General features: G+C 64.1%; 19 protein-coding genes. 11 read left to right on the forward strand and 8 right to left on the reverse strand.

The features are described from left to right. From VNH11_35575 to VNH11_35585, 3 genes are all read left to right on the forward strand, one after another. On the forward strand, positions 1 to 1,748 hold a 1,748-nt coding region (locus VNH11_35575; GenBank protein ID HVA51716.1), incomplete at its 5' end, for a glycosyltransferase family 39 protein. After that, positions 1,745 to 3,313 (forward strand): MraY family glycosyltransferase, encoded by a 1,569-nt coding sequence (locus VNH11_35580; GenBank protein ID HVA51717.1) that lies wholly within the window; start codon positions 1,745 to 1,747, stop codon positions 3,311 to 3,313. The genes VNH11_35575 and VNH11_35580, both read left to right, overlap by 4 nt. A gap of 30 nt (positions 3,314 to 3,343) precedes the next feature. Beyond that, on the forward strand, positions 3,344 to 3,763 hold the full coding sequence (locus VNH11_35585; GenBank protein HVA51718.1) for a VanZ family protein: 420 nt from the start codon (positions 3,344 to 3,346) through the stop codon (positions 3,761 to 3,763). Between the two features lie 18 nt (positions 3,764 to 3,781). Here the strand turns inward: VNH11_35585 and VNH11_35590 are convergent, their stop codons facing one another. The 4 genes from VNH11_35590 to VNH11_35605 form a co-directional block, all read right to left on the reverse strand. Continuing rightward, positions 3,782 to 4,192, reverse strand: coding sequence for a type II toxin-antitoxin system VapC family toxin (locus VNH11_35590; protein ID HVA51719.1), 411 nt, complete (start codon positions 4,190 to 4,192; stop codon positions 3,782 to 3,784). 216 nt (positions 4,193 to 4,408) lie between these two features. After that, on the reverse strand, positions 4,409 to 4,744 hold the full coding sequence (locus tag VNH11_35595) for a hypothetical protein (GenBank protein ID HVA51720.1): 336 nt from the start codon (positions 4,742 to 4,744) through the stop codon (positions 4,409 to 4,411). An 86-nt stretch (positions 4,745 to 4,830) separates the two neighbouring features. Then, entirely contained in the window at positions 4,831 to 9,003 is a 4,173-nt protein-coding gene (locus tag VNH11_35600) for a c-type cytochrome (GenBank protein HVA51721.1), read from the reverse strand. 195 nt (positions 9,004 to 9,198) lie between these two features. Continuing rightward, positions 9,199 to 12,555 carry a PVC-type heme-binding CxxCH protein gene (locus VNH11_35605; GenBank protein HVA51722.1) on the reverse strand — a complete coding sequence of 1,119 codons (3,357 nt, stop codon included), beginning with the start codon at positions 12,553 to 12,555 and terminating at the stop codon, positions 9,199 to 9,201. 106 nt (positions 12,556 to 12,661) lie between these two features. On the opposite strand from VNH11_35605, the gene VNH11_35610 reads away from it, so the two are divergent. Both VNH11_35610 and VNH11_35615 read left to right on the forward strand, forming a co-directional pair. Continuing rightward, the gene (locus VNH11_35610; GenBank protein ID HVA51723.1) at positions 12,662 to 13,219 is read left to right on the forward strand and encodes a hypothetical protein; all 558 of its coding nucleotides are present in this window, start codon (positions 12,662 to 12,664) and stop codon (positions 13,217 to 13,219) included. A 10-nt stretch (positions 13,220 to 13,229) separates the two neighbouring features. Beyond that, the gene (locus tag VNH11_35615; GenBank protein HVA51724.1) at positions 13,230 to 13,439 is read left to right on the forward strand and encodes a hypothetical protein; all 210 of its coding nucleotides are present in this window, start codon (positions 13,230 to 13,232) and stop codon (positions 13,437 to 13,439) included. A gap of 206 nt (positions 13,440 to 13,645) precedes the next feature. On the opposite strand, the gene VNH11_35620 is transcribed toward VNH11_35615, so the two are convergent. Beyond that, positions 13,646 to 14,506, reverse strand: a complete 861-nt coding sequence (locus VNH11_35620; GenBank protein ID HVA51725.1) for an NAD(P)-dependent oxidoreductase — start codon at positions 14,504 to 14,506, stop codon at positions 13,646 to 13,648. Between the two features lie 187 nt (positions 14,507 to 14,693). Between VNH11_35620 and VNH11_35625 the strand changes: the two genes are divergently transcribed. The 3 genes from VNH11_35625 to VNH11_35635 all read left to right on the forward strand — a co-directional run bounded on the left by VNH11_35625 (position 14,694) and on the right by VNH11_35635 (position 18,452). Continuing rightward, positions 14,694 to 15,287 carry an RNA polymerase sigma factor gene (locus VNH11_35625; protein HVA51726.1) on the forward strand — a complete coding sequence of 198 codons (594 nt, stop codon included), beginning with the start codon at positions 14,694 to 14,696 and terminating at the stop codon, positions 15,285 to 15,287. Continuing rightward, the gene (locus VNH11_35630) at positions 15,284 to 16,777 is read left to right on the forward strand and encodes a protein kinase (GenBank protein HVA51727.1); all 1,494 of its coding nucleotides are present in this window, start codon (positions 15,284 to 15,286) and stop codon (positions 16,775 to 16,777) included. Before VNH11_35625 ends, VNH11_35630 begins: the two co-directional genes overlap by 4 nt. A gap of 583 nt (positions 16,778 to 17,360) precedes the next feature. Next, positions 17,361 to 18,452 (forward strand): hypothetical protein, encoded by a 1,092-nt coding sequence (locus VNH11_35635; protein HVA51728.1) that lies wholly within the window; start codon positions 17,361 to 17,363, stop codon positions 18,450 to 18,452. 30 nt (positions 18,453 to 18,482) lie between these two features. Here the strand turns inward: VNH11_35635 and VNH11_35640 are convergent, their stop codons facing one another. Beyond that, positions 18,483 to 18,734, reverse strand: coding sequence for a hypothetical protein (locus VNH11_35640; GenBank protein ID HVA51729.1), 252 nt, complete (start codon positions 18,732 to 18,734; stop codon positions 18,483 to 18,485). A gap of 275 nt (positions 18,735 to 19,009) precedes the next feature. Here VNH11_35640 and VNH11_35645 point away from each other — a divergent pair, with 275 nt between their 5' ends. The 3 genes from VNH11_35645 to VNH11_35655 are packed head-to-tail and all read left to right on the forward strand — an operon-like array spanning position 19,010 to position 22,778. Continuing rightward, a complete protein-coding gene (locus VNH11_35645) occupies positions 19,010 to 21,292 on the forward strand; it encodes an SdrD B-like domain-containing protein (GenBank protein HVA51730.1) in 2,283 nt (760 codons plus the stop codon). 5 nt (positions 21,293 to 21,297) lie between these two features. Next, positions 21,298 to 22,458: a mandelate racemase/muconate lactonizing enzyme family protein gene (locus VNH11_35650; GenBank protein ID HVA51731.1), complete on the forward strand. Its 1,161-nt coding sequence runs from the start codon at positions 21,298 to 21,300 to the stop codon at positions 22,456 to 22,458. 17 nt (positions 22,459 to 22,475) lie between these two features. After that, complete coding sequence (locus VNH11_35655) at positions 22,476 to 22,778, forward strand: NAD(P)-dependent oxidoreductase (GenBank protein HVA51732.1); 303 nt, start codon at positions 22,476 to 22,478, stop codon at positions 22,776 to 22,778. Between the two features lie 69 nt (positions 22,779 to 22,847). On the opposite strand, the gene VNH11_35660 is transcribed toward VNH11_35655, so the two are convergent. Then, entirely contained in the window at positions 22,848 to 23,918 is a 1,071-nt protein-coding gene (locus VNH11_35660; protein HVA51733.1) for a hypothetical protein, read from the reverse strand. A gap of 12 nt (positions 23,919 to 23,930) precedes the next feature. Next, positions 23,931 to 25,049 carry a DUF1574 family protein gene (locus tag VNH11_35665; protein ID HVA51734.1) on the reverse strand — a complete coding sequence of 373 codons (1,119 nt, stop codon included), beginning with the start codon at positions 25,047 to 25,049 and terminating at the stop codon, positions 23,931 to 23,933. Between the last annotated feature and the right edge of the window lie 91 nt (positions 25,050 to 25,140).

Genomic DNA, 25,140 nt, shown 5'->3' on the forward strand with positions numbered 1-25,140 from the left:
GCTCGCTGGCCCCACCTTACGCCATCATAGTCGGTGCCCGCGCGACTGGCACGTTGCGGATTTCAGAATTGACCGGCTGGCGATTTCTCGATTCAATGCTCTCCGCGGGGATGCTCTCACTCCACTTTTTCATGATGCGGAACTCTGCGTTCAACACGAGGAATGTCGTCACGCCGTGCTGGCTGCCGGCGGCGCTGGCCGTCGTTTGCTTGCTGCCTCGGGCGGCGCTGGCCGTCAAGCTCGACGCGCTGTGCAACGACGCCGTCTTCTATATCAACCTGGCCCAGGGTTTCGAGCAGGGAAACTTGAACGCGGGCCTGGGACGCATGGGGCTGAACACCTATCCGCCCATCCTGGCGGCCCTGCACCAATTCGGCCTGGGCTGGGAAGCGGCCGGCAAATGGTGGGGCGTGTTCGCGGCTGCGCTGGCGGTGATGCCGCTCTACGGCTGGGTCAGGCGCCAGTTCGACGACCGCACGGCGCTGGTCGCCGGACTGCTCTATGCGTTTCACCCCAAGCTGATCGAGTGGAGCCCGGAGCTGCTCCGCGATCCGACGTTCTGGCTGCTTTGCGGAACGTCGCTCTATTGCAGTTGGCGGGCGGCGGACGAGCGGCAAGTCGGCTGGTATCTGACGGCGGGCATCAGCATCGCGCTGGCGGTGCATACGCGGTTCGAAGGCTGGTTTCTGTATCTGCCGCTCGTCGGCTGGACGGCGTGTGGCGTGCGTGCGGCATGTCCGCGGTCGCGAAAGTTGGCGGGCCTCTTGCTGGCCCTGGCTATGTGCCCGACGCTGATCGTGCTCGTCAATGCGACGGCCTTGCGGCAACACGATCGCTGGGAGTTGGGAAACTTCGACCGTCTGCAATACGTTATGCTGTGGTGGAAGGCGGCGTGGGGGCCGGAGCGGGTGGCCGACGGGACGATTGTGTCAGGGACCGACGCAGGCGAGACGCCTACGCTAGGGGCGGATGCAGGCGGGACGCCGCCGGCCCGCATGCCGGCGAAAAAGATGCTGGTGCTTTATGGCAACGCGTTCCGGCGAGGGTTCGGCGCGATCTTCGGAATCGCCTGGCTGATCGGCTTCGCCACTGCCCGCCGGCGGCTGCTGCGCGCCGATTATGCGGTGCTGTTCTTCGTAGCCGGGTGCGTCGCCGCGGCTGCCTGGGTACACCTGTGGTACGCGCAGGCCACGAGCAGCCGCTATTTTCTGACGATTGTTTTGCTGGCCCTGCCGTGCTCCGCCACGGGATGGCTGTGGGGCTACGATCGACTGGCCCATCTCGCGGCGCGCGCGTTTCAAGCACGTTGGGTCGGACCGGCCGTCACGGTTGCCGCGATCATCGCGACGGCGCTGGCGGGCGTGGGCGAGTCGCTGGCCGACCGGCACGACGGCCGCTCGCGCGAGGCCGCCCTGGGCCGTTGGCTGTTGGCAGAGTTCGGGCCGGCAAGCCGGATTGCCACGCTGGGGCCGATGCCCCTCGTCGGCTTTTATGCTCAAACCGTGACCAGCGTGGTTGGCACAAACGATGCCGATTTCTTCGGGCCGGAGCCGGATGCCCCGGTACAAGCGATTGTGGCCGTGCGGCGCGGCGCGGCTGCGGGCTCGGTGCCGGACTTCGTGAACGCGGGAAACGAGCGAGGTTATCGCCGCGTCGATCCCGCGCGCCTGCCGACGGGCCACGATTGGAGCGACGTGGTGGTGCTGATTGCGTCTGCCCCGGTCCCCTGCGCGAGGCCCTCACGATGACCGCCTATTTGGTGCCTTTGCTCGTGGCGGCGGCGACAAGCCTGTTGGCGACACCGCTGGCGCGGCGGCTGGCTTGGCGCCGCGGTGCCCTCGATCATGCCGACGGCCAGCGAAAGCTGCACGCATCGCCGGTGCCCTATTGGGGCGGACTGGCGCTGTTCACGGCACTGGCGGTCGGCACGATCAGCGGCGCGGCCCTGCACTCGTGGGGTGGCCTTCCCAGGCCGTCTCCAGCAAACGACGGCCTAGGAAGGCCGCCCCACGTGGAAATCTCGCAAGTGCCGCTGGCCCTGCTCGCGTCGGCGAGCATGATGTGCCTCGTCGGCTGGCTCGACGACCGCAACTCCTTGCGGGTCCGCTGGAAGCTGCTCGGCCAGGTGCTGGCCACGTTTCCTTTGGTCTTTTCCGGCCACGGAATCGAGCGCATCGAGTGCGGCGGATTCGTGCTCGACCCCGGATGGTGGAGCGTGCCGCTGACCATCGCCTGGCTCGTGGCCTGCGCGAACGCGGTCAACTTTCTCGACGGCGCCGACGGGCTGGCGGCCAGCCTCGGGCTGGTCATCGCCGCCGCGGCCACCTTGGTTGCCGACCGGCTCGAACACACCGATGCCGCGATGCTGGGCGCCGTGCTGGCCGGAAGCCTGGCCGGCTTTATCTTCTATAACTGGCAGCCGGCCACGATCTATCTGGGCGACGCGGGCAGCATGACGGTCGGACTTTGGCTGGCGGCGGTCGCGGCCGAAGGCTCGCGCGAGCCGCCGCTCGGTTCGCGTATGGTCGTGCTCGTGGCCTTGCTGGCGGTGCCCGCGGCCGACGTGGCCCTGGCGATCGCCCGACGGTTGCTCAGCGGCAAGCGTTTTTGGCTGCCCGACCGCGCTCATCTGCACCACCGCCTCATGGACGGCGGACGCACGGTGCCGCAAGTCGTGGCGGCGCTGGCCGGTATCGCCGCGGTGACGGGCCTGGTCGCGTTCCTGGCCGCGGTACACGGCCGCGAGTTGCTGGCTTGGGCGTCGCTGGCGCTGGTGGCCATCGCGGTTGTGCGGTTCGATCTCGCCGGACGACGCGAGCTGGAACTGGTTTGCGAGGTGGCGGCGCGTTCGATGCTCCGCCTGCTGACGATTACCGCCAGCGGCAGCGGCCCGAGTGCTGGCGGCCGGCAGAGCGAGCTCGGTCGGCTGCCGCTGCCTTCGGCCTGGGCCATGTTTCTGGCCGATATGCAAGCGTTTCAAGTCGAGCTGGTGGAGATGACGATCGCTGGCCTCGCTCACGGCCCGCCGCAGACGTGGCAGGTCGCCCTGGCGCCTTGCGACGTGGCGGACTTATGGTCGGTCGAGGTGGACTTTCGCGGCGCGGGCGGTGAAAGTTGCCGCCTGCGCGTTGGGGTGAGAGACGGCGCGGCGACCGCTCCGCTTCACTGGTTGGCCTTGCAGGATCGTCTGCGGATGTACGCGACGCATTGGGCGCGGCACGCCGCCGCACTCGGCGCCGCGCTAGGGACCGGGCCGCGGCGCGGCTTGACAATCGTGCCGGCTCCGGGCGACGATTTGGCCAAAGCCGCCTAGACTGGCAGAGCACGAGGAGGCGCTAAGTTTTTGAAAGTACACGATGGCACGATTGCAGGGCGGGCCTGGTTTGCAGCCAGGCGGGCGAGGCGATGGTTGATCGCCTATTGGCTGCTTCTGGTGCTCTTGACGCATTGGCCCAACCCGTGGCCGCACAAGGGCGAGCCCAAGTTCGTCGACAAGCTGGTTCATTTCTCGCTCTACGCGGCGCTGGCCTGGCTGGCGCTGCACGCCATGACCGTGCGCCGCGGGACGCTCTCTCCGGCAGTCCGATGTATGATCGTTTTCCTCGTCGTCGTGGCCTTTGGCCTGCTCGACGAATGGACGCAGCCCTACACTCGACGCGACTTCGACTGGTTCGACTGGCTGGCCGACACCGTGGGCGCGGCCGCGGGCATCGCCGTCTATTATGCCTGGCAGCGGCGTTTTCGTTTCACGGACCGCTCGTAGGCACCAAGTGCTGGCCATCTACGGCGCTTGAATCTCCCAGTTTTCGATCTGCAAGCCAGGGACGCGTTCAAACTCCGCGGTATTGGCGGTCACCACCGTAAGTTGCCGCGATCGCGCGATGGAGGCGATGAGGAGATCATTTGCGCCAATCGGCGTGCCTGCGCCTTCGATTGCCGCCCGCGTTGGTCCGTAGACTTCGGCGGCGACTGAATCAAACGGCAACGATTGGAAACGTGCCAGAAAGCGTTGCTGACGCTGCAAGGTCTTTGGCGGATCGGAACTCTTCGCAGCGCCGAAAAACATCTCCGCTTCAACGACCGAGCAGACCACAATCTGCTCATCGCCAGCGCTATCGATCCGCTGTCGAAGAAGCTCCGATCTGCCGTTGAGATAACGTATGCATGCGTTCGTGTCGAGCAAATACTTCATTCAACTGGAAATGCGGGAGGCAAAGGCAGGTCAGGTGGTTCTTCAAGGCCAAGACCGGCGCACGAACCGTACATTGATTCCGAGTCAGGAAGGTTTACGCGCGGCGCCTCATTCGCTCGCGGCACGGTCTCGATCGTCACAATAACGCGGCTAAGTGCTTCCCTCGGACCGATAGGCACCGTCAGATGAAGCACGCCATCGGCTCCGATCTGAGATTCAAGCTGGATTGTTCTCATGCAGTTGCAACCACGCCTCCGTCATTGCTTTCATGTTGCCGGCGATCTCTTCGCCGATCGGATTCTCGCCTGTGATGGCCGTCAGCGCCCAAAACCAATCGTTGGGCCCCTGCTCCGCCAAGTCCAGCAGAATGCAGGGAACAACGGCCGGTCCCATGCCGATGATTTTTTGATAGGCTGGGTGCGTCGCTCGTTTGGTCACATTCGATAAGACCTTCGTCTCGGACTTCCAGGCCGACGCGAGCGCCTGAAACTTTTCGACGACCGTCTGGTCCGTTTGCCGGCCATTTTCACAGAGGTTTTGAACGTTCGTCATCTTGCCTTGCTCAACTGATGCAATGGTCACCCTCATCAAATATAATCGAAAATGCGAGCGCGAACGATAGCGACCACAGCTGATGGCTATTCAGGTGCCATCCGCAACGTGTAATGGGCTTCGGCGGGAAAGAACTTTTGGTTGTCGCCAGCCAGATTCTTGAGCTGAAACTCATACACAAACCCGGCACGTAGGCGCTTGAGGCGCAAGCTTGCACGGCGACCGTCCGCGGAGAGTTCCACCGTGACGATCGGTTCGCTCTCGCGGTCGACGTCCGGTCCGCCGTAGGCCGGCGTCGTGATGCGACGATAGGAACTGACGGAATAGTTGGACGCATCCGCGGCGCGGCCGCCATCAACCGGCGCCGTGAAGTCGATCGCGAAGCCGTCGTGCAAGGCACGTACCTCGGCAATGCCCACGGGCACGCTGCCGTTGGGCCGCAGCCGCACGATCGAGCCGGTGTTTTGCCCACCGCCCCAGCCGCTGTCGCGGAGGTTGCCGACGTAAAGGTCGCCCTCTGGCGACACCGCACAAACCACCGGGCCTTCGAACGTCGGTTCGCCCGGCGCCGGCTCGATACTGAAAGGATATGCGGCGCCTTGATACGTGCCGCCGATTCTTTCCAGCGACATGCGAATCAAACGACGGGTGTCGAACTCGCAGCCGATAAGCTGGCCTTCGAAGGGACCAAAGGCGCTGCCATCCGATGCCTTGTGGACCGTTTCGGGAGTGTAGAGAAAGCAGATACCGTTGACGCTCCGCGTCCAAGGATGCGGTATGGCGATCGCCGGCTCCTCAAACGGCGGCTGGAATCCCGGCTTGACTTCAAGCTTGTTGATGAAGCCGTAGCGGGCACCCTGCCGCAGGTGGTTCAGCTCATTGAACGGGTTGTAGTTCCCCTGATTGTCGGTGGCGAACAGCTCGCCATCACGGTCGATCGCCAGTCCCATAGGAAAGCGTATGCCGGCCGAAATCGGTTCCAAGTCAAACAGCCGCGGCCGATCGACCGTCGCCTTTGTCGCGCGCAGCCGCACCACGCCGCCGCGCAAGTAGGCTTCGGCCGGAGTGCGATTGTCTTGCTGGCAAGGCAGGCCGATGTAGTAATTGCCGTCGGCGTCGCGTGGCAGGCCGATCGTCCAGTCGTGATAATCGTCCGTGTAACCCCAGCCCGAAGCGACGACCTCCGCCCGGCGTGCCCGGCCGTCGTTGTCGAACTGGCTCAGCCGCACAAGACCGTACTTGGCGGCCACGTCGATGGTCTCGCCCCGGCAGGCGATTCCGTAGGGCGCGGGCAACCCGTCGGCGACAAGCTGGACGCGGTCCTCGATGCCGTCGGCGTCGGTGTCGCGGGCCAGCCAGACGCCGCCTTTCAGCGAGCAGAAAAACAGCGCGCCGTCGTCTCGCCAGGCCAACCCCGTGGGCATTTCGCTGCGCGGCAGCGGCAGCCGCACAGCGTCGTATCCAGGAACCACGTTCAAACGAACCGGTGCCTCGGGCATGGCGGTTGGCGGAGCAAGCGGCGCGCCAGGCGGCACAGCCGACGATAGGTAGACAACCTCGGCCGCCAGTGGAGCTGCCTCATCGGCATGCGATAATGCAACGAAGCGCGAGCCATTAACGCCGGCTGCGCCTGGCGGAGTGCGAATCAATGCGTGATTGTCTATCGCTCCCGGCGCAAAATTCGGCAGATAGTGCAATCGCACCCTGTATCCCGCCGGCACCCCATCGACTTCCCAGTGTCGCCGAAGCCCATTCGCTCGACCGTCACTTACCGGAAAGATTGTTTGTGTAACCCGCAAAACAATCGTTTCGCTGCCGCCAGCAAACATCAGCCGGTAGCGAAAAGCAACGGCGTCGTCCTTCACCGCCAAGCTATCCAACTCGGCCTGGGCAGAGCCAACGGCCGGAATCGCCCCAACGACGCCCGATTCGGACAACAATTCAATCTCTGGCACATTGGCAGATGGCGGAAATAAACTGGGGCCGGCCGGCTCCCAATACCAACTCTTGCCGCGAGTCTGTTGGTTGGCTGTGTCGCCCAACCACCAGCCGACAAGTTGGTTCGCGCCCAGATCGAAGAGCACGTTATGCCGGTTTTTCAGCCCAATCATCACCGGCCGCACGATGACGCGCTTTTCGACTTCGACCACATCGGTGATGAAGATTGGCGGGCTGTCGTCGCCCGAATGCCGCGCCACGCGGATGGGTCCTGACGGCGGCGGCTCGAAGCCCGGCGTGTTCAGCACGTGCCAGACCGCGGCCAATTGCGAATCGAGCTTTCCGCCCAGAACGCCCCGGACGGGAATCTGGATGGCGGGCATTTCCATCCGCGGCACAATGCGGGCAGGATTGCGCACCCAGCGGTCGAACCACGCACCCCGGATGCGATTGCCGACCAACGACAGGTCGGTGCCGCGCGCCGCCAGCGCGACGTTGCTCGGCGCCAGGCTGCCGATTTTGTGGCAGCTCGTGCAGCCAAAACCGGCGGAAGTCACCAGGCGGCTGCCGGCGCTGGCCAGCGCTTTCTCTGCCAGCTTTGGCCCGCTGCGGGGCCGATCGGGAATCCGGTCGATGGTGGTGAAGTAGGCGGTCAACGCCGCCAGCTCGCCTTCGGAGAGATTGAACTTCGGCATGCGGACCGCCAGCCAAGGACGCAACGGCGGATTACGGAGCGTGATGGCGTCGGCCAGGGCGGCGTCGTGCAGCTTGTCGCCGACGGCGGTCAGTGCCGGAGGTGGCAGTGTCGGCAAGAGAGGAGCAAGTTCCGGATGTTGCTCGACCACCGGCGCCAGGTTCGCGGCGATACCTTGCTCGCCGTCACGGGCATGGCAGGCGAGGCAGTTCCGTTCTCGCAGCACAAAGCGGCCATCCGCAGGCGGCGATGTTGGCAGCGCGCCTGCAAGGTAAGCAACGAGCGCTTCACGCTGCGGCTGTGACAAGGCGTATCCGGGCCGCGAGCCTTCGCGGTCTGGCATGCCGAGGCAGGTTTTCTCCCAGTGTTTGCTGGCCTTTTGAAGATCGAATTTAACCGAGGCGGAACGCGGCGGTGCATCACCAGGAAGAGCATGGCAGGCCCGGCAACGCAGTTGTTCGACGAGACGTAGCCCGCTCGCTCCGCGAGCGGAACCCACCCTCACTCCCGTTTGATTCTCACTTCCCAACAGCTCCGCCGGCTCACTTTTCAGCGTCGCCAGCCAGGCCGCCAAATCGGCGCGTGCCACCTCCGAAAGCTTAAACACCGGCATTCGATGATCTGGATTGATCTTTGCCGGATCGGCCAGCCAGCGTGCGAAGAAATCCGCCGGCCGTTTCTCGGCCACGTGCGACAGATCGCCGCCGCCAAACAGGCCCACCGCTCCCAGGTCGCCAACCGGGTGGCAGGCCAGGCAGCCCACGGTCATAAACAATCGACGTCCGCGACCCGCGTCGCCCGTCGATCGCCTCGACGTTGCACCGGGCAGTTCGGCACCAAGCACATAATCAGCCACCGCTTCGGCATCTTCATCGCTCAGCGCAAACTGCGGCATTCGCACGAACGCCTCCTCTTGCTCCGGAAGACGGCTGGGGTGAGTGCTCTTCAACGCCTCTCGATCGTGTTCACTCGTGCGACTCCCGCGGCGAAGCCAAGCCACCAGCCAGGCCCGCGACATATTGCTCCGCAAGTGTACGAGCGACGGACCGGCGAGGCCGCCGACTCCTGCGGCGCCGTGATGGCAATTGGCACATCGCAGCGCGCGCCACAGTTCTGCGCCGCGCTCGAAGACATCGCCCGGATCGTCTGACGGCTCGTGAAACAGCAGCCGGCCGGGCACGGGCTCCAGCTCGAACTGCGGCCCCGACCAATACAGTCCGACTCGCGCCTGATCGCTCGTCTTCTTGAACCGAATGGCGATCGGATGATGGCCGAATTCCAGCTCGATCGCCGGCGAGTCGAACCAGCGCGGAGCTTGGCTCTGGCCCGAGACGATTCGCTTGCCGGCGACGCCGAGCGATACGTCACCCGCGGCAAACAGATAAAAACGGTGTTCGCCCGGCGACAGCACTTGAAGCCGGCCGCGCCACTCGACGGAAAAACCACCTCGCGGCAGCCGCTCATCGGGCGCCTGGCCATTCCAGACGAATTGCACCGCGTCGTCGCGTCGCGCGCACTCGCTGGGCGACGCCTGATAATGCGCCACGAGGCCCGGCAGCAGTCGCGGCTCTTCGTCGTCCTCGTCGTCCGCAATGGCCGCGGTACTCATCACGCAGGTGGCGAACATTATGGCAACAAGGCGGAATAACCATCCGCTTTTTGTTCCCTCGCGTCGGTGGCGGCGCGTGCAGGATGCCTTTCCTAGGCCGTCCAAGAACGAACGGGACGGCCTAGGAAGGCCATCCTCCGCCTGGCCACGCTCTGCCCAAGTTTGGTAGCGATCGTCGCTTTCTGCTTCTGCTTGTGTGCTCGCGACCATGCTTCACTTCACCGGACGCAGACGCACGGACTTCAGGTCGATCAGCGGGCCGCGCAAGCGGCCGTCGGGATGAACGACCAACTGCTGCACGCCGGCCGGCAGCTCGACCTGGCCAAGCGGAAGCGGACGATACGTGTCCCAGTTCCCGGTGCCCAACACTTTGGCCGTCAAACGCTGGTTGCCGATGTCGACGGCCACGGTTTGCCCGGCGGCGCCATTCTCGCAGGCGTAATCGAGCGAGAGGGCGTATTTGCCTGCCCGCACGATTTCCAGCGACCAGACGGCATGGTCGTCGTCGCTCTGCCAATAGCCGAGATTGCGATACTGCGGCTCGAAGACCAGCGTCTGACCATAAATCTCGCTGTCGGCAGCCAAACACCAGAACTCGCCGCGCAATGCTTCCGGCCGCACGAGCTTCGGCTGGTTTCCCTCGAACGTTTTGCGAGGCGGACGGAAGCCGCTCAGGTACGCCAGCAGGTCGGCCACTTGCTGCGGCGAAAGGTCTTTTTCCAGTCCTTCGGGCATGAGCGACTTGTTTGTGCTCGCCAGTGCGTCCAGCTCGCCTCGCACGAGTGCAATCTCCTTGCCATCGGCGGCCAGCAGCGTGATGCTGGCTCCGGATTCCGAAGCGAGGATACCGCTGTACGTGACGCCCGCATTGGTGATGGCCGTATAGTTGAGAAACTTCGCCTCGACGGCACGGTTCGGATCGAAGATCGCCGTCAGCATCGTTCGCGGCGAGCGGTCGCTGAGTGCCGACAAGTCCGGCCCGACGACATGGCCGATGTCGGCCAGACGATGGCACGTGGCGCAGCTCTTTTTGAAGACCGCCGCTCCCTGTTCGGCCGAACCGGCAAGCTGCGACGCCTCTCGATAGCGGTCGATCACTTGCTGCCGGTCTGAATTCACCGCGCCGGCGAACAGCTTTTCGGCCTCGGCGCGGATTTGTTCGTTGGGATGCTGCAAAATCCGCTGCCGCCGGGCAACATCAACGGCGACCGCCGGCACCTTTTCAGACTCGATCTCGGCCAGGAGTTGCCGCAGCCACGTTTCGCGGCCCAACAGCGCGTCGATCACCTGGCCGCGAAGCTCGGGGCCGTATCCGGGCCAACCGGCGAAGAGCATCGCGGGCACTTGCGGATCGCCGGTGGCGGCCAGCGCGGCCACCGCGGCCGATTGCACGGGTGCCGACGTTTGCGGCGAGAGTAGATCGGCCAGCGTCTTCATATCGGCCGGACGTTCGTCGGACAAGCGGCCCAAAAGTTCGACGGCCCGCAACCGAACGTCATCGGACGCGGTGGAATCGCGGGCTGCCGCTCTCGCCGCGGCAAAGAAGCTACCGATGCGCGATAGCGGCCCGCGCGCGGCTGCTGGCGCGCTCGACGCCAGCTCCTTGAGGCCCAAATGCCGCCGGTTCATGCCGTCGAACAGTCCTCGCAAGGCGGCGAGTTGCCAGGTGTCGAGAGGCTCGTTGGACGACGGCAGCGACTCGACGAGCGGCGCGAGTGCCTCGCTGCTGTCCACCACGACCGTGAGCATAGCTATCTGTTTGACGAATTCTTCCAGGCCCACAAGATCGTCAGGTCGATCGAGCAACACCTCGACAAGGCTGGCAAGGTTTTGTTTGTTGGCAGAGCTGAGAATGGCGGCGCGGAGGAAAATGGTTCCCTCGCCGTTTGGGCCGCCGCCGCGTTCGACTGTCCGCAACGCCAATTGCCCGAGCGCGCGCCCGGCGTCGGGCGAGTGCCACTCGCCGAGACTGTAAGCGAGTTGCATCAGCAATTGCGGCTCGTCGGAATCCACGAGTCGTTCCACGGCCGCGGCCAACTCGGGCGATCGATCGAAATACGGCTCCGAAAGCCGCACCACGTGCCGGTCGATCTGGGGATAAATGCCGAGACTTTGCCGCAATAAACCGGCGTCGATGGCTTTCACGCCGTCGAGTGTGCAAAGTGCGTGCAGCCGGGCCGTCGGCGGCCTGCCAACGTCCGCAAGCATCGCTTTCAGCAGCGGCACGGCCGCCGGATCGTTGCGCTCAAGCAAGAGCTGCTGCACCAGGTCGCGTTGCCAGCCACTGGGGCTGTCGAGCGCGGCCACCAGCCCCGCGATGTCAAGTTTATCGAAGCGCGGCAAATCGCGCGGCTTCACGCCCACCGGATAAACACGGTAGATCCGCCCCTTGTCGGACCCGGCCCGCAAATCGACCTTGGCCTGGAACTCCTTTGGAATCCATTCCGGGTGTTCGATCACCTGGCGATACATGTCGGCGACCCACAGGGCGCCGTCGGGGCCGACGCGAATCATCGCCGGGCGACAAGAATTATCGGTCGAGGCCAGGAACTCGCTGCGCTGCTCGTCGTCGGCGCGGCGGCTGTGGAAGGTGAAACCGTCGGCAAACACGACTTCCCGATGCACCAGGTTATGCACCGGCTCGCTCACAAACGAATTGCCGGCGAATTGCGGCCCGAACAGATTGTCGCGATAGATAATCGCGCTGCAGGCCGAGGTGAAACGGTTTGCGGCGTTCTGGTCGTTGAACCGCGGCAGCGTGCGGCTGGCGGGAAAGACCGGCGCCGCGCCCGGCGCCAGCGAAACCTGCACGCGCGGTTCGGGCGACGCGACGTGCGAATTGCGGCGCAGGTAATGGTCGTCGAGCACGAAATGATACATCGGGTGCGAGTTGTTGTTGCCGAACCAGTTGCCCCAGTCGTCGCGTTCGCGCACAAACTGCGTCTGGCCGGTGACGGGTTCGATCAGCCCTTCGTCGGGCCGGATGCGGAAATCGCGGCCGCCGATGTTCAGTTTCTCGCCGGTCAGTAGCGACTCGATGCCGCCGCCGCTGTCGCCGTTGGCGCAATAGACCCAGTTGTCGAGTCCCCATCGCAGCCCGTTCACGCGGTGCTGCGGGTTTCCCTCGCCGAAACCGCGATAGAGCGGCGTTCGCAGATCGGCCCGGCCGTCGCCGTCGGTGTCTTCGGCATAGAAGATTTCGGGGGCGCAGGTCACAAGCACGCCCTTGCGCCACGGCATGATGCCATTGGGATAACTCAATCCGTCGAGGAAGAGCGTCGAGGAGTCGTAGCCGCCGTCGCCGTCGCGGTCTTCGAGAAAGCGCACTCGCCCGCCCGGCGTTCCTTTGCCGTCGATGCCGAGCGGATAATCGGCCATCTCGACGATCCACAACTTGCCGTCGGCGCCCCAGGCGAAGGCCATCGGGTCCATCGTCAACGGCTCGCAGGCCACCAACTCGACCTGAAAGCCGGGTCGGGCAACCATCGACTCCAGCGCCCCCCGCGGCCCGTCGGCGAGTGAGGCCGGGGCGAGCAAGAAAGTCAGCAGGAAAGCAAATAATGGTCGCATGATGGGGATCCTTCGAATCGGCAGCACACGTCGTTTATTGTACCCAAGATGGTAAGCCGGAGCAGTAGGCGGAGCGGCTCCAGGCTGATATACTTGCTTTGCCGTAATGGAAAAATTCGCTCGTATCGTCGTTGCTTATCACGGATGTCCGCGCAGCTTCGCAAACGCGCTGCTCCTTGGAAAGACTCCATTTACAGAATGGAGAAAGAGCCAGAACACCTGCGATTGGCTGGGAGATGGGATCTATTTCTGGGAACACTCCCGGAGTCGCGCCATGCGCTGGGCTACCGAACACTTCGGCAAGCGTGCTGCGGTATTGGGTGCCGTGATTCAATTGGGGGCGTGCTTCGATCTGCTGAACGAAAGATTAACCCCACTTTTGGCGCGCAGTTATCAGGAGTTAAAAGAGACACTGGTTAAGGCCGATCAGCCGCTTCCCGTCAACAGAGGAAAGGCCAAAAAACTCCGACAGCTTGACTGCGCGGTGATCAATTACTGTCTGAATCGAGTGGTCGGTTCAGAAGTACCGTTTGATACAGTGCGAGGAGCGTTCTTGGAAGGCGAGCCTGTTTTTCCCGGAACCACGATTTCCGCGGAGACGCATATTCAGATCGCCGTAAGGAACGTCGATTGCATTCTCGGCGTCTTCCGGCCAAACTTATAGAGGATGCCCTATGATACACCGACAACCAACGATTGCCGAAATTGAGGCCGCCTTTGAGGCAAGCCGATTGCCACCCGAAGAAGATTTTGAGCGCATGATCCGCGAGGGCCTGATCAACCGCAAAGGGCAGTTAACCAAACTGTATGGTGGCGAAGCTGAGCCCGAACCAGGGGCACAGCGGCCCACAATGGTGGAATATGACGACAACGGGCAACCGTGACGCGAAGCGAATGTTGCCTGTTTTCAACCTTCACGGTGACTCCATTCATCACGTTTCGCTTGGGGGGTAAAGGAACGGCGAACTCAAAGCAGCATTGCAGCTTCAGCAGCGATCTCGGCAGCTCTGGCCGTTGCTTCATTTTGCCATGCGGTCGCTTTCCATATGAAGGCCGGCCGGCGTGCCTGGCGATTTGCGCGAGCCACGGCTCACGCGCTCACCGCGTACGGCAGCGGCCGGCCTTCCAGCCCGGCCATCAAGTTCTCGACCGACATGTCGGCCATGCGGCGACGCGTCTCAATGGTGGCGCTGCCCAAGTGCGGCGCGATGACGACGTTGGGCATCGAGAGCAGCGGATGCTCCTGCGGCAAGGGCTCCAGATCGGTGACGTCGAGCGCCGCCGACGCGATCTGGCCACTGGCAAGCGCCGCCGTCAAGGCCGACGTGTCGACCACCGCTCCACGCGCGATGTTGATCAGCGTCGCCGTCGGTTTCATACGGGCCAGGGCCGCGGCGTCGATCAAGCGGGTCGTCTCCGGCGTCAGCGGGCAGCAGAGCATCACATAGTCGGAACGGGCGAGTAGCTCCGTGAACGGAACGTGTTCCACACCCAGATCCGCCTCGGCGTCCGGCCGGCGACGGCGGTTCGCGTAGAGCACCGTCATGTCGAAGGCGCGTGCCCGACGTGCAACTTGGCCCCCGATCCGCCCCAAACCCACGATGCCCAAGGTGCTGTGGTGTACCTCGCGGCCCAACAGGTAGCCCGGATCGTAGACGGTGAACTGCGGCGATCGGGCATAACAGTCGCCCTCGACCAACCGGCGGGCGGCCGCCAGCAGCAAGGCGAAACCCAGATCGGCCGTGGCGCCATCGAGAACGCCCGGCGTATTGCCGACGGGGATGCCACGCGCGGCCGCATCGGCCAACAGCAGCTCTAGGCTGGCGATTTCCTGACCTTCCGCCGGCTGCAAGACGGCATTCAGCAAACTTATCAGGGCCGGCTTGCTTTGCTCGCGGCCAAACACGTGCTTGAAAGCGTAATCGACCTTGGGATCCGTCTGCGTTTTCATGTCCAGAACGACAATGTGGTTTCCGTGAAGAAGGGTCCGATAAGCTTAGCCGCTCAGGATGCGGGCATCAAACGCCGAGGTTGCCAAAGCAAGGCTGCGGGCACCCGCATCTGACAGATTCGCGGGCGGGCTGTGTGTAATACAATAGCCAGAGCCGAGCGCGCCAGCCCCAGCCACGACCACACCCATGACCGAATCGCCCGAAACCCATGCCAGCTTGATTCTCCGGCTTCACGACCGGGCCGATCAGCAGGCCTGGCGGGAATTTGTGGAAATCCATCAGCCGGTGATCTATCGCCTGGCTCGCTATAAGGGCCTGCAACACGCCGATGCCGACGACGTCGTGCAGCAAGTGCTTTCGGCGGTCGCCGGCGCCGTCGAGCGCTGGCAGCCCGATGAAAACCGCGGGCGGTTTCGCACCTGGCTGCAAACCATCGCCCGCAACCGGATTGCCAATGCTCTCTCACGTCAGGCGGCCGACCGGGCCAGCGGCGAAAGCGGCGAGCGAGAACTGCTGGCCCGGCAGCCTGCCGCCGAGGCCGATTCGAGGCTGCTCGTCACCGAATGCCGGCGGGAAATCTTTCAATGGGCGGCGCGGCAAATTCGCGACGAATTCGAAACCGACACCTGGGACGCCTTTTGGCAAACCGCGGTCCAAGGCCGCAAGGTGAGCGACGTCGCCCGGTTGCTCGGAAAAACGGCCGGCGCCATCTACACGGCCCGCAGTCACGTCATGCGCCGCTTGAAGCAAAAGGTGCTCGAATGGGAGGCCGCTGAATGAACGTCGAACATCACGCCTGCGATCCAAAATTGATTGGCCGCTTGCTCTGCCATGACCTGAGCGGCGAGGAACGGGCGGACTTGGAAGCGCACTTGGAAGTCTGCTCGACCTGCCGCGAAACACTCGATTGGATGGCCGCCGAGGTGAGTTGGTGGCGCGAGGCCCGTGACTTTTTGTCGGGAACGGGTCCGGCTGAACACGAACCCGTCCACGGCCATGTTCTGAATAGCTTTCTCACGCCTACCGACGATCCCAGGATGCTGGGCCGCGTAGGGCCCTATGAAATCGCGGGCATCATCGGCTCAGGCGGCATGGGCGTGGTGCTCAAAGGTTTTGACGGTGCATTGAACCGGTATGTGGCCATCAAGCTGCTGGCGCCGCGCCTGGCGGCCAGTGCCACAGCCCGGCGGCGCTTTGCGCGAGAGGCTCAGGCGGCCGCCGCCGTCATGCACGACAACGTGATGGCCATTCACTCGGTGGCCGAATCGCAAGGGCTGCCGTATTTTGTCATGCCCTATGCCCGTGGGGCGTCGCTGGAAAAACGGATTCAGCAGACCGGTCCGCTGGGCTTGGAAGAGATATTGCGGATCGGCATGCAGGTGGCCGCGGGCCTGGCGGCGGCGCACGCCCAAGGGCTGGTGCACCGCGACATTAAGCCGGCCAACATCATGCTCGAAGAAGGGACCGAGCGCGTCAAAATCACCGATTTCGGTCTGGCCCGCGCCGCCGACGACGCCAGCCTGACTCGCTCGGGCGTGATCGCCGGCACGCCGCAATACATGTCGCCCGAGCAGGCCCGCGGCGAGGCGATCGACCACCGCGCCGATCTGTTCAGTCTGGGCAGCGTGCTGTATGCGATGGCGACGGGCCGCCCGCCGTTCCGCGCCGACACGCCCTACGGCGTGTTGCGGCGGATATGCGAAACGGAGCCGCGGCCGGTGATCGAAATCAACTCGGCCGTGCCGGCCTGGCTCGAACGGATCATCGCCCGGTTGCACGAGAAGGAGCCGTCGCGGCGTTTTGAATCCGCCGCTGAGGTGGCCGCGCTCTTGGAGCAATGTCTGGCGCACGTGCAGCAACCAAGCTCGATTCCGCTGCCCGCGGCGGTGGCCGACCTGGCGCGGCCGGCCAAGTGGCGACGCCGTTGGGCCATCGCCGCCGCATCGATCGGCGCCGCTGCGATGGTTCTGGTCGCACTGTGGTTCGCGCGCGGGCCGCGCGACGGCGAGCGAAAACAATTGGCAGCCGACGAACCGCGAGCCGAAGCCGGCGGCGCTCCGTCGCCCACGGGGCGAGGCAAACAGACCGGCATCGGAGATGACGCGATTGCGGCACAGATCGATAGGGCCGATGAGTCCGCCCGCCGATTGGAATCCGACGTGAGCGCGCCGCCGAGCGCCGACGATGTGATCGGGCGCGAATTGGACCGTGTCGACCGCGGTTTGCGATTGCTCGAGGCCGACGTCTTGGAGTCGTTGCGCGAGGGCTGAAATGCGAGTAGTAAACCTGTTCCGAGCCGCGCGAAAGAACCGCGATTCACTCGAGCCGGCTTTAGCCGGGCTTCCCGACCGCGGCTTCAGCCCTTGCGCGTTCGGCGCGGTCGGGAAGCCCGGCTAAAGCCGGCTGACGGAAAGTAGGTAAAGGTCCGCGAACCACCAGCTAAAGCTGGTGGCAAACGGCACAAGCCGGCTGAAGCCGGCTCAAGAATTCAACCTCCCCGGAGAACCTTCAATGAAATCTCTTCTTGTAACCGCCGTCAGCGCGCTCGCGCTGGGGCTCATCTTGAACTCGATTGCCGCGGCGCAGAAGCTCCAACCTCCGAGTGAACCCACGCAAGCGGCGCCGACCTCGCCTTCGCAATCATCTATCTTGTCGGTGGCGGAAGCCAAGAAGCGTTATCGTGCAACGCAAGAGCACCTTCAAAATCTCGTCAAAGACCCAGGAACTGAAACCATCGAAATCCCCTTTATGCGCGGAGGCCGGCCCGTGACCGAGATTCAAGGACCGCGCGACCGTATTCGCGCAGCCGTGGCCGCCGACTTCGACGCCCGACGCCAGTTGCAACAGGGCGAATTGGCCGAATTGGAGGGCCGCGTCGCCCGCATCAAGCGCGCCTTGGAAATTCGCGACGCGATGCGAGACACCATCATCGACCAGCGCACGGATGAATTGCTCGACGAGATGGAAGAAGCCGGCAGTAGTGGCACGCGCGGGGGACCTGCCGCACCCGACGGTGTTCGTCCGGGCAATAATCCCGGCGCCGAGAAGGGGGCGGCAACTCCGCCCGCCGAAAGCGATGCCGCGGTCAAAGAACAAGCGCACATTCTCAAACGCCAGCTCGACGAGGCCAAGGCCAATCTCGAATCGGCTGAACACGCCAAAGAACGTGCGCTGAGGCTGTTCCGAAGCGGCGCTATCTCTCAGGACGCGGTTGTCGAGGAAGCGCAAAAGGTAAAACCCGCAAGGATCCTGTTTGACCGGCTCGTGCTGCAATGGGACGCGTTCCTTGAAGCGCATCCCGATCTGCCTAAAACGAAGGCGCCAGCCGCCCGCGATGGCGCGCCCAACGGCCCAACCAAGCCGTCGACCGAACGGGGCGCGAATCCGCGCACCGAAAGCGATGCCGATGCGTCCCGACACAAATCGCGACTTCTCGAACTCGATGCCGACGAGGCCATTGCCAACTTCGAGTCGGCGGAGCGCGACTTCAGGCGTCTTGAGAAGCTGCGCGCGAGTGGAGCGATCGAGCAGGCGGTCCTCGATGAGCAAGTCGAAAAACTCGCGCTCGCCAGAATCAAGCTTGAGCGGGCCGCCCAGAAATGGGCTCTCGACGTTGAAGAGGCCCAAGCGAATCTGGGGTCGGCCGAGCGCGCCTACAAGCGTGCCGAGAAGCTGCACGCGAGTGGGGCAATCGAGCAGTCGGTTCTCGACGAGCAAGCCGACAAATACAATCGCGCCCAAATCGAGCTCAACCGTGCAGAGTCGAAAATCCACACCACGTTCGACCGAGTAGAGCAGAGATTAAAGGCGCTCGACCAACCGTTGGGGCTCCCCGTCGAGCAGCCGGCCAAGCAAGCACCTACCGGCGCTGGCGCGCTCGATGAACCGACAAAGACCTCGTCCGAACAGGCCCCGGTCGATGACAGTATCAATTCCCTCCCTTGATGCTCGTGGCGGGGCGCGCCGAAACGGTCGTCAGTGATTGAACACAAACTCCTTCGAGTTCAATAGCGTCCACAGCAAGTCCTCAACCGCCGGCTGCCTGGCTGGAGCGGTATCAATCAGCGCCACCGCGTCGGCCAGCTCCGCCTCGCTCGGCGGCCGAGAGAGCGTCCGCAGGTAAAGCTCGCTCACAACCTCCGCGGTCGGCTTGCGTTCCTTGATCAGCGTCGCCACCGTCCCTTTGGGGTTGGCAATGTCGCGCTGCAACTCAGGCGAGGCCAACAACGAAAGCCTGAATCCGTTTTGCCCGCTGCCCCGGTGCGTCCAACCGGGGCATCGCCTGGCCGCCAAGATGAACGTAGTACAGCCTCCACTTGGCCAGGCTCTGCCCCAGCCACCGCCCAAAGAAAAGGAAGAGGAACTGGCGCCATAACCGATACGTCCGGCCCTGCGACCGCACCCTTCCCCGCCGGTGCCATACATTTTGCTTGCCCGACGGGAAACAACCGAATTTAATGGAGGTTTCAGGGTTCACCTCTGCTTATCGGGAGACACTCGGCATGTTGTGGCGAGTTTTCGAGCAGTTTCGTCCCTTCGGCCACGTCCGGCGAAACCGGCGAACGTTCAAGGCAAGCCGCGTCCGGGCCGCGTCGCGGCTCAGCGGCGAGCGCCTGGAAAGTCGCTGCTACTTGACGGCGGCTGCCACGCCCGGCGATCCGATCGTGACGGTGGATACCAATTTCGGCAACTTCCAGCTCGAATTGTTTCCCGCCGACGCTCCGCAGACAGTGACCAACTTTCTCAGCTACGTCACCAGCGGCAAATACAACGACACCGTCGTCAGCCGGTCGATTCCCAACTTCGTCGTCCAGACGGGCGGCATCACCTCAGCCTCGGCCACCTATACGAGCAACTCGCAGTTCGTGCCCGTGCCGCAAAGCGCGGCGATTCCCTTGGAATACAAGCTGCCCAACACGCTGGGCACCATCGCCATGGCCCGCAGTTCGGCCGCCAACAGCGCCACCGACGAATGGTTTATCAACACCGCCGACAACTCGACCAATTTGGGGCCGGGCGGCGTCGATGCCAACGGCTATGCCGTGTTCGGCAAAGTGCTCGACAACGGCATGACCGTCGTGAACACGATTAACGCCCTGTCCACGAAAAGCGAGGGATCGGTGCAAGACAGCGCGACCTCCAGCACCGATTTGAGCAACCTGCCATTGGGAACCAACAACGAACTGGTGCGGATCACGTCGATGACGCTCGACAGCATCGACGGCGAGGTGTTCACCGATACCAACGGCAACGGCACGTTGGATTCCGGCGAGGCCGGTGTCGCGGGCCGCACGGTGTTCATCGACAGCAGTAACAGTGGCCAGCCCGGTGGCACGAATCCGACGACGACCACCGACGCCAATGGCAACTATACGTTCACCGGCTTGACGCCGGGCCAATACACCGTGAAAGAAGTTTTGCCGAGTGGGGTGACCCTGACCACAGGCACACAGACGGTGACCGTGACTTCCGCCGGCACCGTGTCGGGCGTCAATTTCGGCGAAGCCGTGCCGGCGAAGATCACCGGCACCGCGTTTATCGACGACAACGGCAACGGCCAGCTCAATGCCGGCGAACCGGGCATCTCGGGCCGCACCCTGTTTCTCAACAACGACGGCACCGGCGCTCCCGACGCGAAGAACCCCTCCACCACCACCGATGCCAGCGGCAATTACACGTTCGACAATGTGGCGCCGGGTCCTTACACGGTCATGGAGGTGCTGCCGGCCAACGTGAGCCTGACCACGCCCACGCAGTCCGTCACCGTGACGGCCAACCATACCACGGCCGGCGTGAACTTCGGCGACCGGCCGGCCATTGCGGGCACCGTGTTCAACGACCTCAATCTCAACGGCACCCTCGAATCGGGCGAGCCGGGCATCGCCGGCGTCACCGTCTTTCTCGACGAGAACAAAACCGGCTCGGCCGCCAACAACCCCACGCAAGTCACCACTGCCAGCGGGGCGTATGCCTTCGACGCACTCGCGCCCGGAAGTTACACCGTGCGAGAAGTGGCCCCGCTGGGAGCGACGGCTACTTCCCATGTCGGCACGCTGACCGTCGTGGCCGGACAGACCGCCAAAGCCGATTTTGGCAATTTCCTCACGAGCCCCATAGCGCCGCTGCCGGTATCGACGGGCAGCTCGACGCCCTCCTCCGACGCCAACACGGCCTTCGTCAACGGCGTCTACTTTCGGCTCTTGGGCCACAATCCTGATTCAACCGGCCTGGCTTATTGGCAGCAGAAACTGGCGGCCGGGGCCTCGCACCAGGCGGTGGTTCAAGGCGTCTGGGATTCCGCCGAGCATCTGGGCCAGGTTGTGGAGCAGTTTTACCACGAGTTCCTGGGACGAGCGTCCGACCCGGCCGGCAAGAGCTTTTGGATCAACCTGTTCGGTCAGGGTGCGACGGACAAGCTCGAAATCGCCGGGTTCCTCACCTCGCGGGAATATACGAATCTGCACGCGACCGACGCCGGCTTTGTCGACTCGCTGTATCAAAACATCGCCTTGCGCTCCGCCGATTCGCAAGGCCTCAGTTACTGGCAGAACGCGCTCTCCGGGGGCCAATCGCGTTTACAGGTGGCCCAGGCCTTCCTCAACGGTCAGGAGGCGACCACGCGGCTGCTGGATGAGTTCTATGCCGCCTTCTTGCACCGCCTGCCCGACGCGAACAGCCAGCAAACGTTTGTCGGGCCGTTGGAGCAAGGCACGATGTCGGTGCGCGACGTGGGCGTGGCGGTCCTTTCCAGCAACGAGTACTTCAACGACGTCTCCAAGCAGTAGCCGTCATGAAAATCGCCCGCATGGAGACCTTTCTGGCGAACGCCGGACTGCGCAACTATCTGTTCCTGCGTCTGACGACCGACACGGGAGTGTCGGGCATCGGCGAGGCGTCGCTCGAATGGCAGGAGAAAACCGTCGAGACGCTTTGCCGTGAATGGCTCGAGCCTCGCGTGCTCGGCCGCGATCCGTTCGACATCGAAGCGCTGATCGGCGGCATGGTGCGCGATCAATACCAGGGCGGCCCGACGGTGATGACCGCCATCAGCGGCGTCGAAATCGCGCTCTGGGACATCGTCGGCAAGGCCTGCGGCCAGCCCGTCTACCGGCTGCTCGGCGGCCGTTGCCACCCGCGGATCGCCACCTACGCGAACGGCTGGTACGGCGGCGCTGGCAGCCCGCCCCAGTTCGCCGAACGGGCGAAAGACGCGGTCGCTCGCGGTTATCGTGTACTGAAGTTCGACCCGTTCGGCGTGGCCTGGAAGGACCCGCCAGACGCCGAAAGCGAAGTCGCGGTCGACCGCGTGGCGGCGGTGCGCGAGGCCGTCGGAGAAAGCGTCGGCTTGATGATCGAATATCATGGACGGCTTTCTGCGGGCGCCGCGATCGCCATGATCGGCAAGCTGAAGCGGTTCCGGCCGGTCTGGTCCGAAGAACCCGTTGCGCCCGATTGCATCGAGCTGCTGGCGGAGGTCAAGCGCGAGACGGGCGCCACGATCGCGGCCGGCGAGCGGCTCTACACGCTGGCCGACTTTTATCGCCTGATCTCGCGCCGCGCCGCCGACGTGGTGCAGATGGACATCGCGCATTGCGGCGGCCTGTCGGCGGCCAAGAAGATCGCCGCCGTCGCCGCCATGCAAGACCTGCGCGTGGCGCCGCATTGCTCGATCGGTCCGGTGGCGCTGGCCGCGGCGTTGCACTTCGACGTCAGCACGCCCAACTTCATGATTCAAGAATCGTTTGCCGAGTTTGACGTGCCTTGGCGGGACGACTTCGTACGCGGCTTCAACCCGCTCTGCGCCGGCGAGTTGGTGCTGGGCGACGCGCCGGGCCTCGGCCTGGAGCTCGACGAACGGGCATTGGCTGCGCATCCCTACGTGCCCAATGCGTTTCCCAGCCTGTGGGACGACCGCTGGCTGACCGACTTCACACAGAACACAGCCGACTGACGCCGGCAAGCCGCGGCATGATCGGCGCCCGTCAACTGGCGATGATGAAACCGACGGCCTGTCTGGTGAACCTTGCCCGTGGCGAGCTGGTCGATCAGGCGGCCCTCGTCGGCGTGCTGCGTCGCCGCCGGATTGCCGGCGCGGCGCTCGACGTTTTCGAGCACGAGCCGTTGCCGGCCGGCGATCCCTTGGTCGGGCTGGACAACGTGATTCTCACCCCGCACTGGACTGCTTCGACGAGCGACGTTTGGCGGGCCACCGCGCAGGCCATGGCCGCCGGCATGTTGCGGGTGGCGCGCGGCAACGTGCCTGACAAATGACCCGCGGCCCGAAGCCGCTTCTAGCGGCCGCTTGACAGCCGGTGAACCGGATGTATGCAACCGCTTCGGTCACTGGGCGTCGCTTGCGGGCCGCTGGGCAAACCGCGTGGGCCGCGCGACCAACTCGGCGACAACCTGCCGTCCGAAACGCCGCGAAAAGTGCGTCGCTCCGCGGGAAAGCAAGTGGTGCCCGTCCGTAAAGTCGCCGTCGTCGCACCAGGTCGTGCCGTCGTAAACCGGCACGTGCCATTGTTGGCTGAGATGCGCCAGGTAGTCGTCGAGTTGCCCGCGGGCCTCCGGGCCGTACCAATCGCGAAACCGGCTCGCTTCGGGCATCAAAAACAGCGCGGTCTCGATGCCTTCGTCGCGACACAGGCCGAGCAGCGTTTGCAGCGCCCGATCGGCCGGCTCGGTGATGCGGTACCCGGCCAGCATCGGCCCGTATTCTTTCTGCGCGCTTTCCAGGCCATGCTGGTATTCGTCGGCCGAAACGGTCTCCCGGCGATAGGGGAGCCAGCCGTCGGCAGTCAGCCCGGTCCAGGGATCGAATTGCGCTTGCGAGTCGAGCCAGGTGCGAGCGACGCGGTTCAAGATCAGAAAGCGGTTGGAATACCACGGCGCCACGCGCGTGCGGCACCATTTCCAGATCAGACCGCGGCGGTCGAACACATAGTCGGCCACCAGCAGCAGGTCTTGCCAATCCATGCGGCGTGGCTCGATCCAGCATTCCTCGCCGATGCCGTTCTCCTGGTGCAGCATCAAGGGATGCACCTCGATCAGCAGCCGGTCGGGCCGCACACCCTGCCGCAACAGCCGTTTCAAGATTTGCAGCTCTTGCACCGGCCCGCAGCCCGTGATGGCAAAGTTGAAGACCAGTGTTTCACGGCCGTCGCCGCCGCGGCAGACGGGGAACACCGCCGGATCGACGCCGAGTCCGGACCGCGAGCTGCCCAAGACGAGCGTCAAGCTGCTTTCCGGCTGTTGTGCCCGCCGCTGCTGCAAGAGGGCCAGCTTGCAGCCATATTCGGCGTCGTGCAGCACCGGCAGCCAATGGTCCATGACCAGCGACATGCCGATCTGCAATGCGGCGAACGTGGCCAGGCCGCAGAGGAGCGTCGCGCGTGCTCGTTGACAAGTCATGGAAGCCCCACCCTATCTCCTTTCAACCTGGGTAACGCCTTCCGCCATGTGGCTGCCATCATCGAGGCCCAGCGCCGGACGCAAAATCTCGCGGGCGAACCGCCGCGAGAACTCATCGGCCGCTTCGGGCAGCAGATGATGACTATCGGCAAACGCGTCGTCGCGCATCCAGCCGGTCGCGTCGTAAAGATCAAAGTCGTACTCGCGCCGCAGTTTTGCCAAATACTCGTCGACGCGGGCCCGCGCGTCGGGCGGATAAACCTCTTGGAATTGCGAACCCTCCGGCATGATGTACATCGTCATGCAGATCTGGTGCTGTCGGCACAGCCAGAGCAGCGTCCGCATGGCGCGGTCGGGCTCCTCGGTCACTTCGAACTCGAACCCCTTGAAGTCTTTGTATTCCCAGCGAGCATGGTCCAGCATCTTTTTGTGCTCTGCTTCATTGGCCGGACGCGCCGGGAACGGCAGCCAACCCAAGGGGCCGAGATGGCTGAATCCGCCGTACTGCTTGATGCCGGCGCACCAATCCGACCAGCAACAGTCCAAGAGCTGGTGGCGAAAAGCGTGCGACGGCAGCAGGCGCCACTTCCACCACTTTTGCCGCATTTGATTGGGAGCTTCCGAATACTGGGCCAACACGGCCAGGTCGGCGGGGCCTAAGCGGTGTATGTCGATGCGGGCTTCTTCGCGCAGTGCCCCGCAGATTTGATTGAGAAACAACGGATGCACTTCCATCGCCAGCCGATCGGGATGGATGCCCTCGGCCAACAGGTCTTCAAGCAGCATCAGGTGCTGAATCGGCCCCGCGCCGGCCAACGCGAAGTTGAACACCAGCGGCTGCTCGGAAGTGAGATCGAACTTTTCCGCGCGCAGGCCGACCTCGGTGCGCGAGCTGCCCATGAGCACCACCAGCGGGCGGGCGGGAGATTCCATCATCCGCTCGCGAAGCCGCGCCAGCTTGAAGCCGTATTCGGGATAGCGGACTTGCGGCCAACGTTCCAGTGCCAGGCAGAGACCGAGTTGCAGCAGGGCCATCGCCACGCCGCCGCAGATGAGCGCCGCGCGAGCGCGACGGAGAAAGCGATTCCGGCTAGTGGTCCTGGCGACTTTGGCTGAGTCCGAAAAGCTCATAGTTGAAGGGACGTGTAGGGTGGGACCAGCGAGCTTGCGAGCGCCGGCCCACCATTTGGCGAGGTTGCTATCGGTGGGCCGGCGCTCGCAA

This window comes from Pirellulales bacterium (assembly GCA_035533075.1).
Classification (GTDB): Bacteria; Planctomycetota; Planctomycetia; order Pirellulales; family JAICIG01; genus DASSFG01.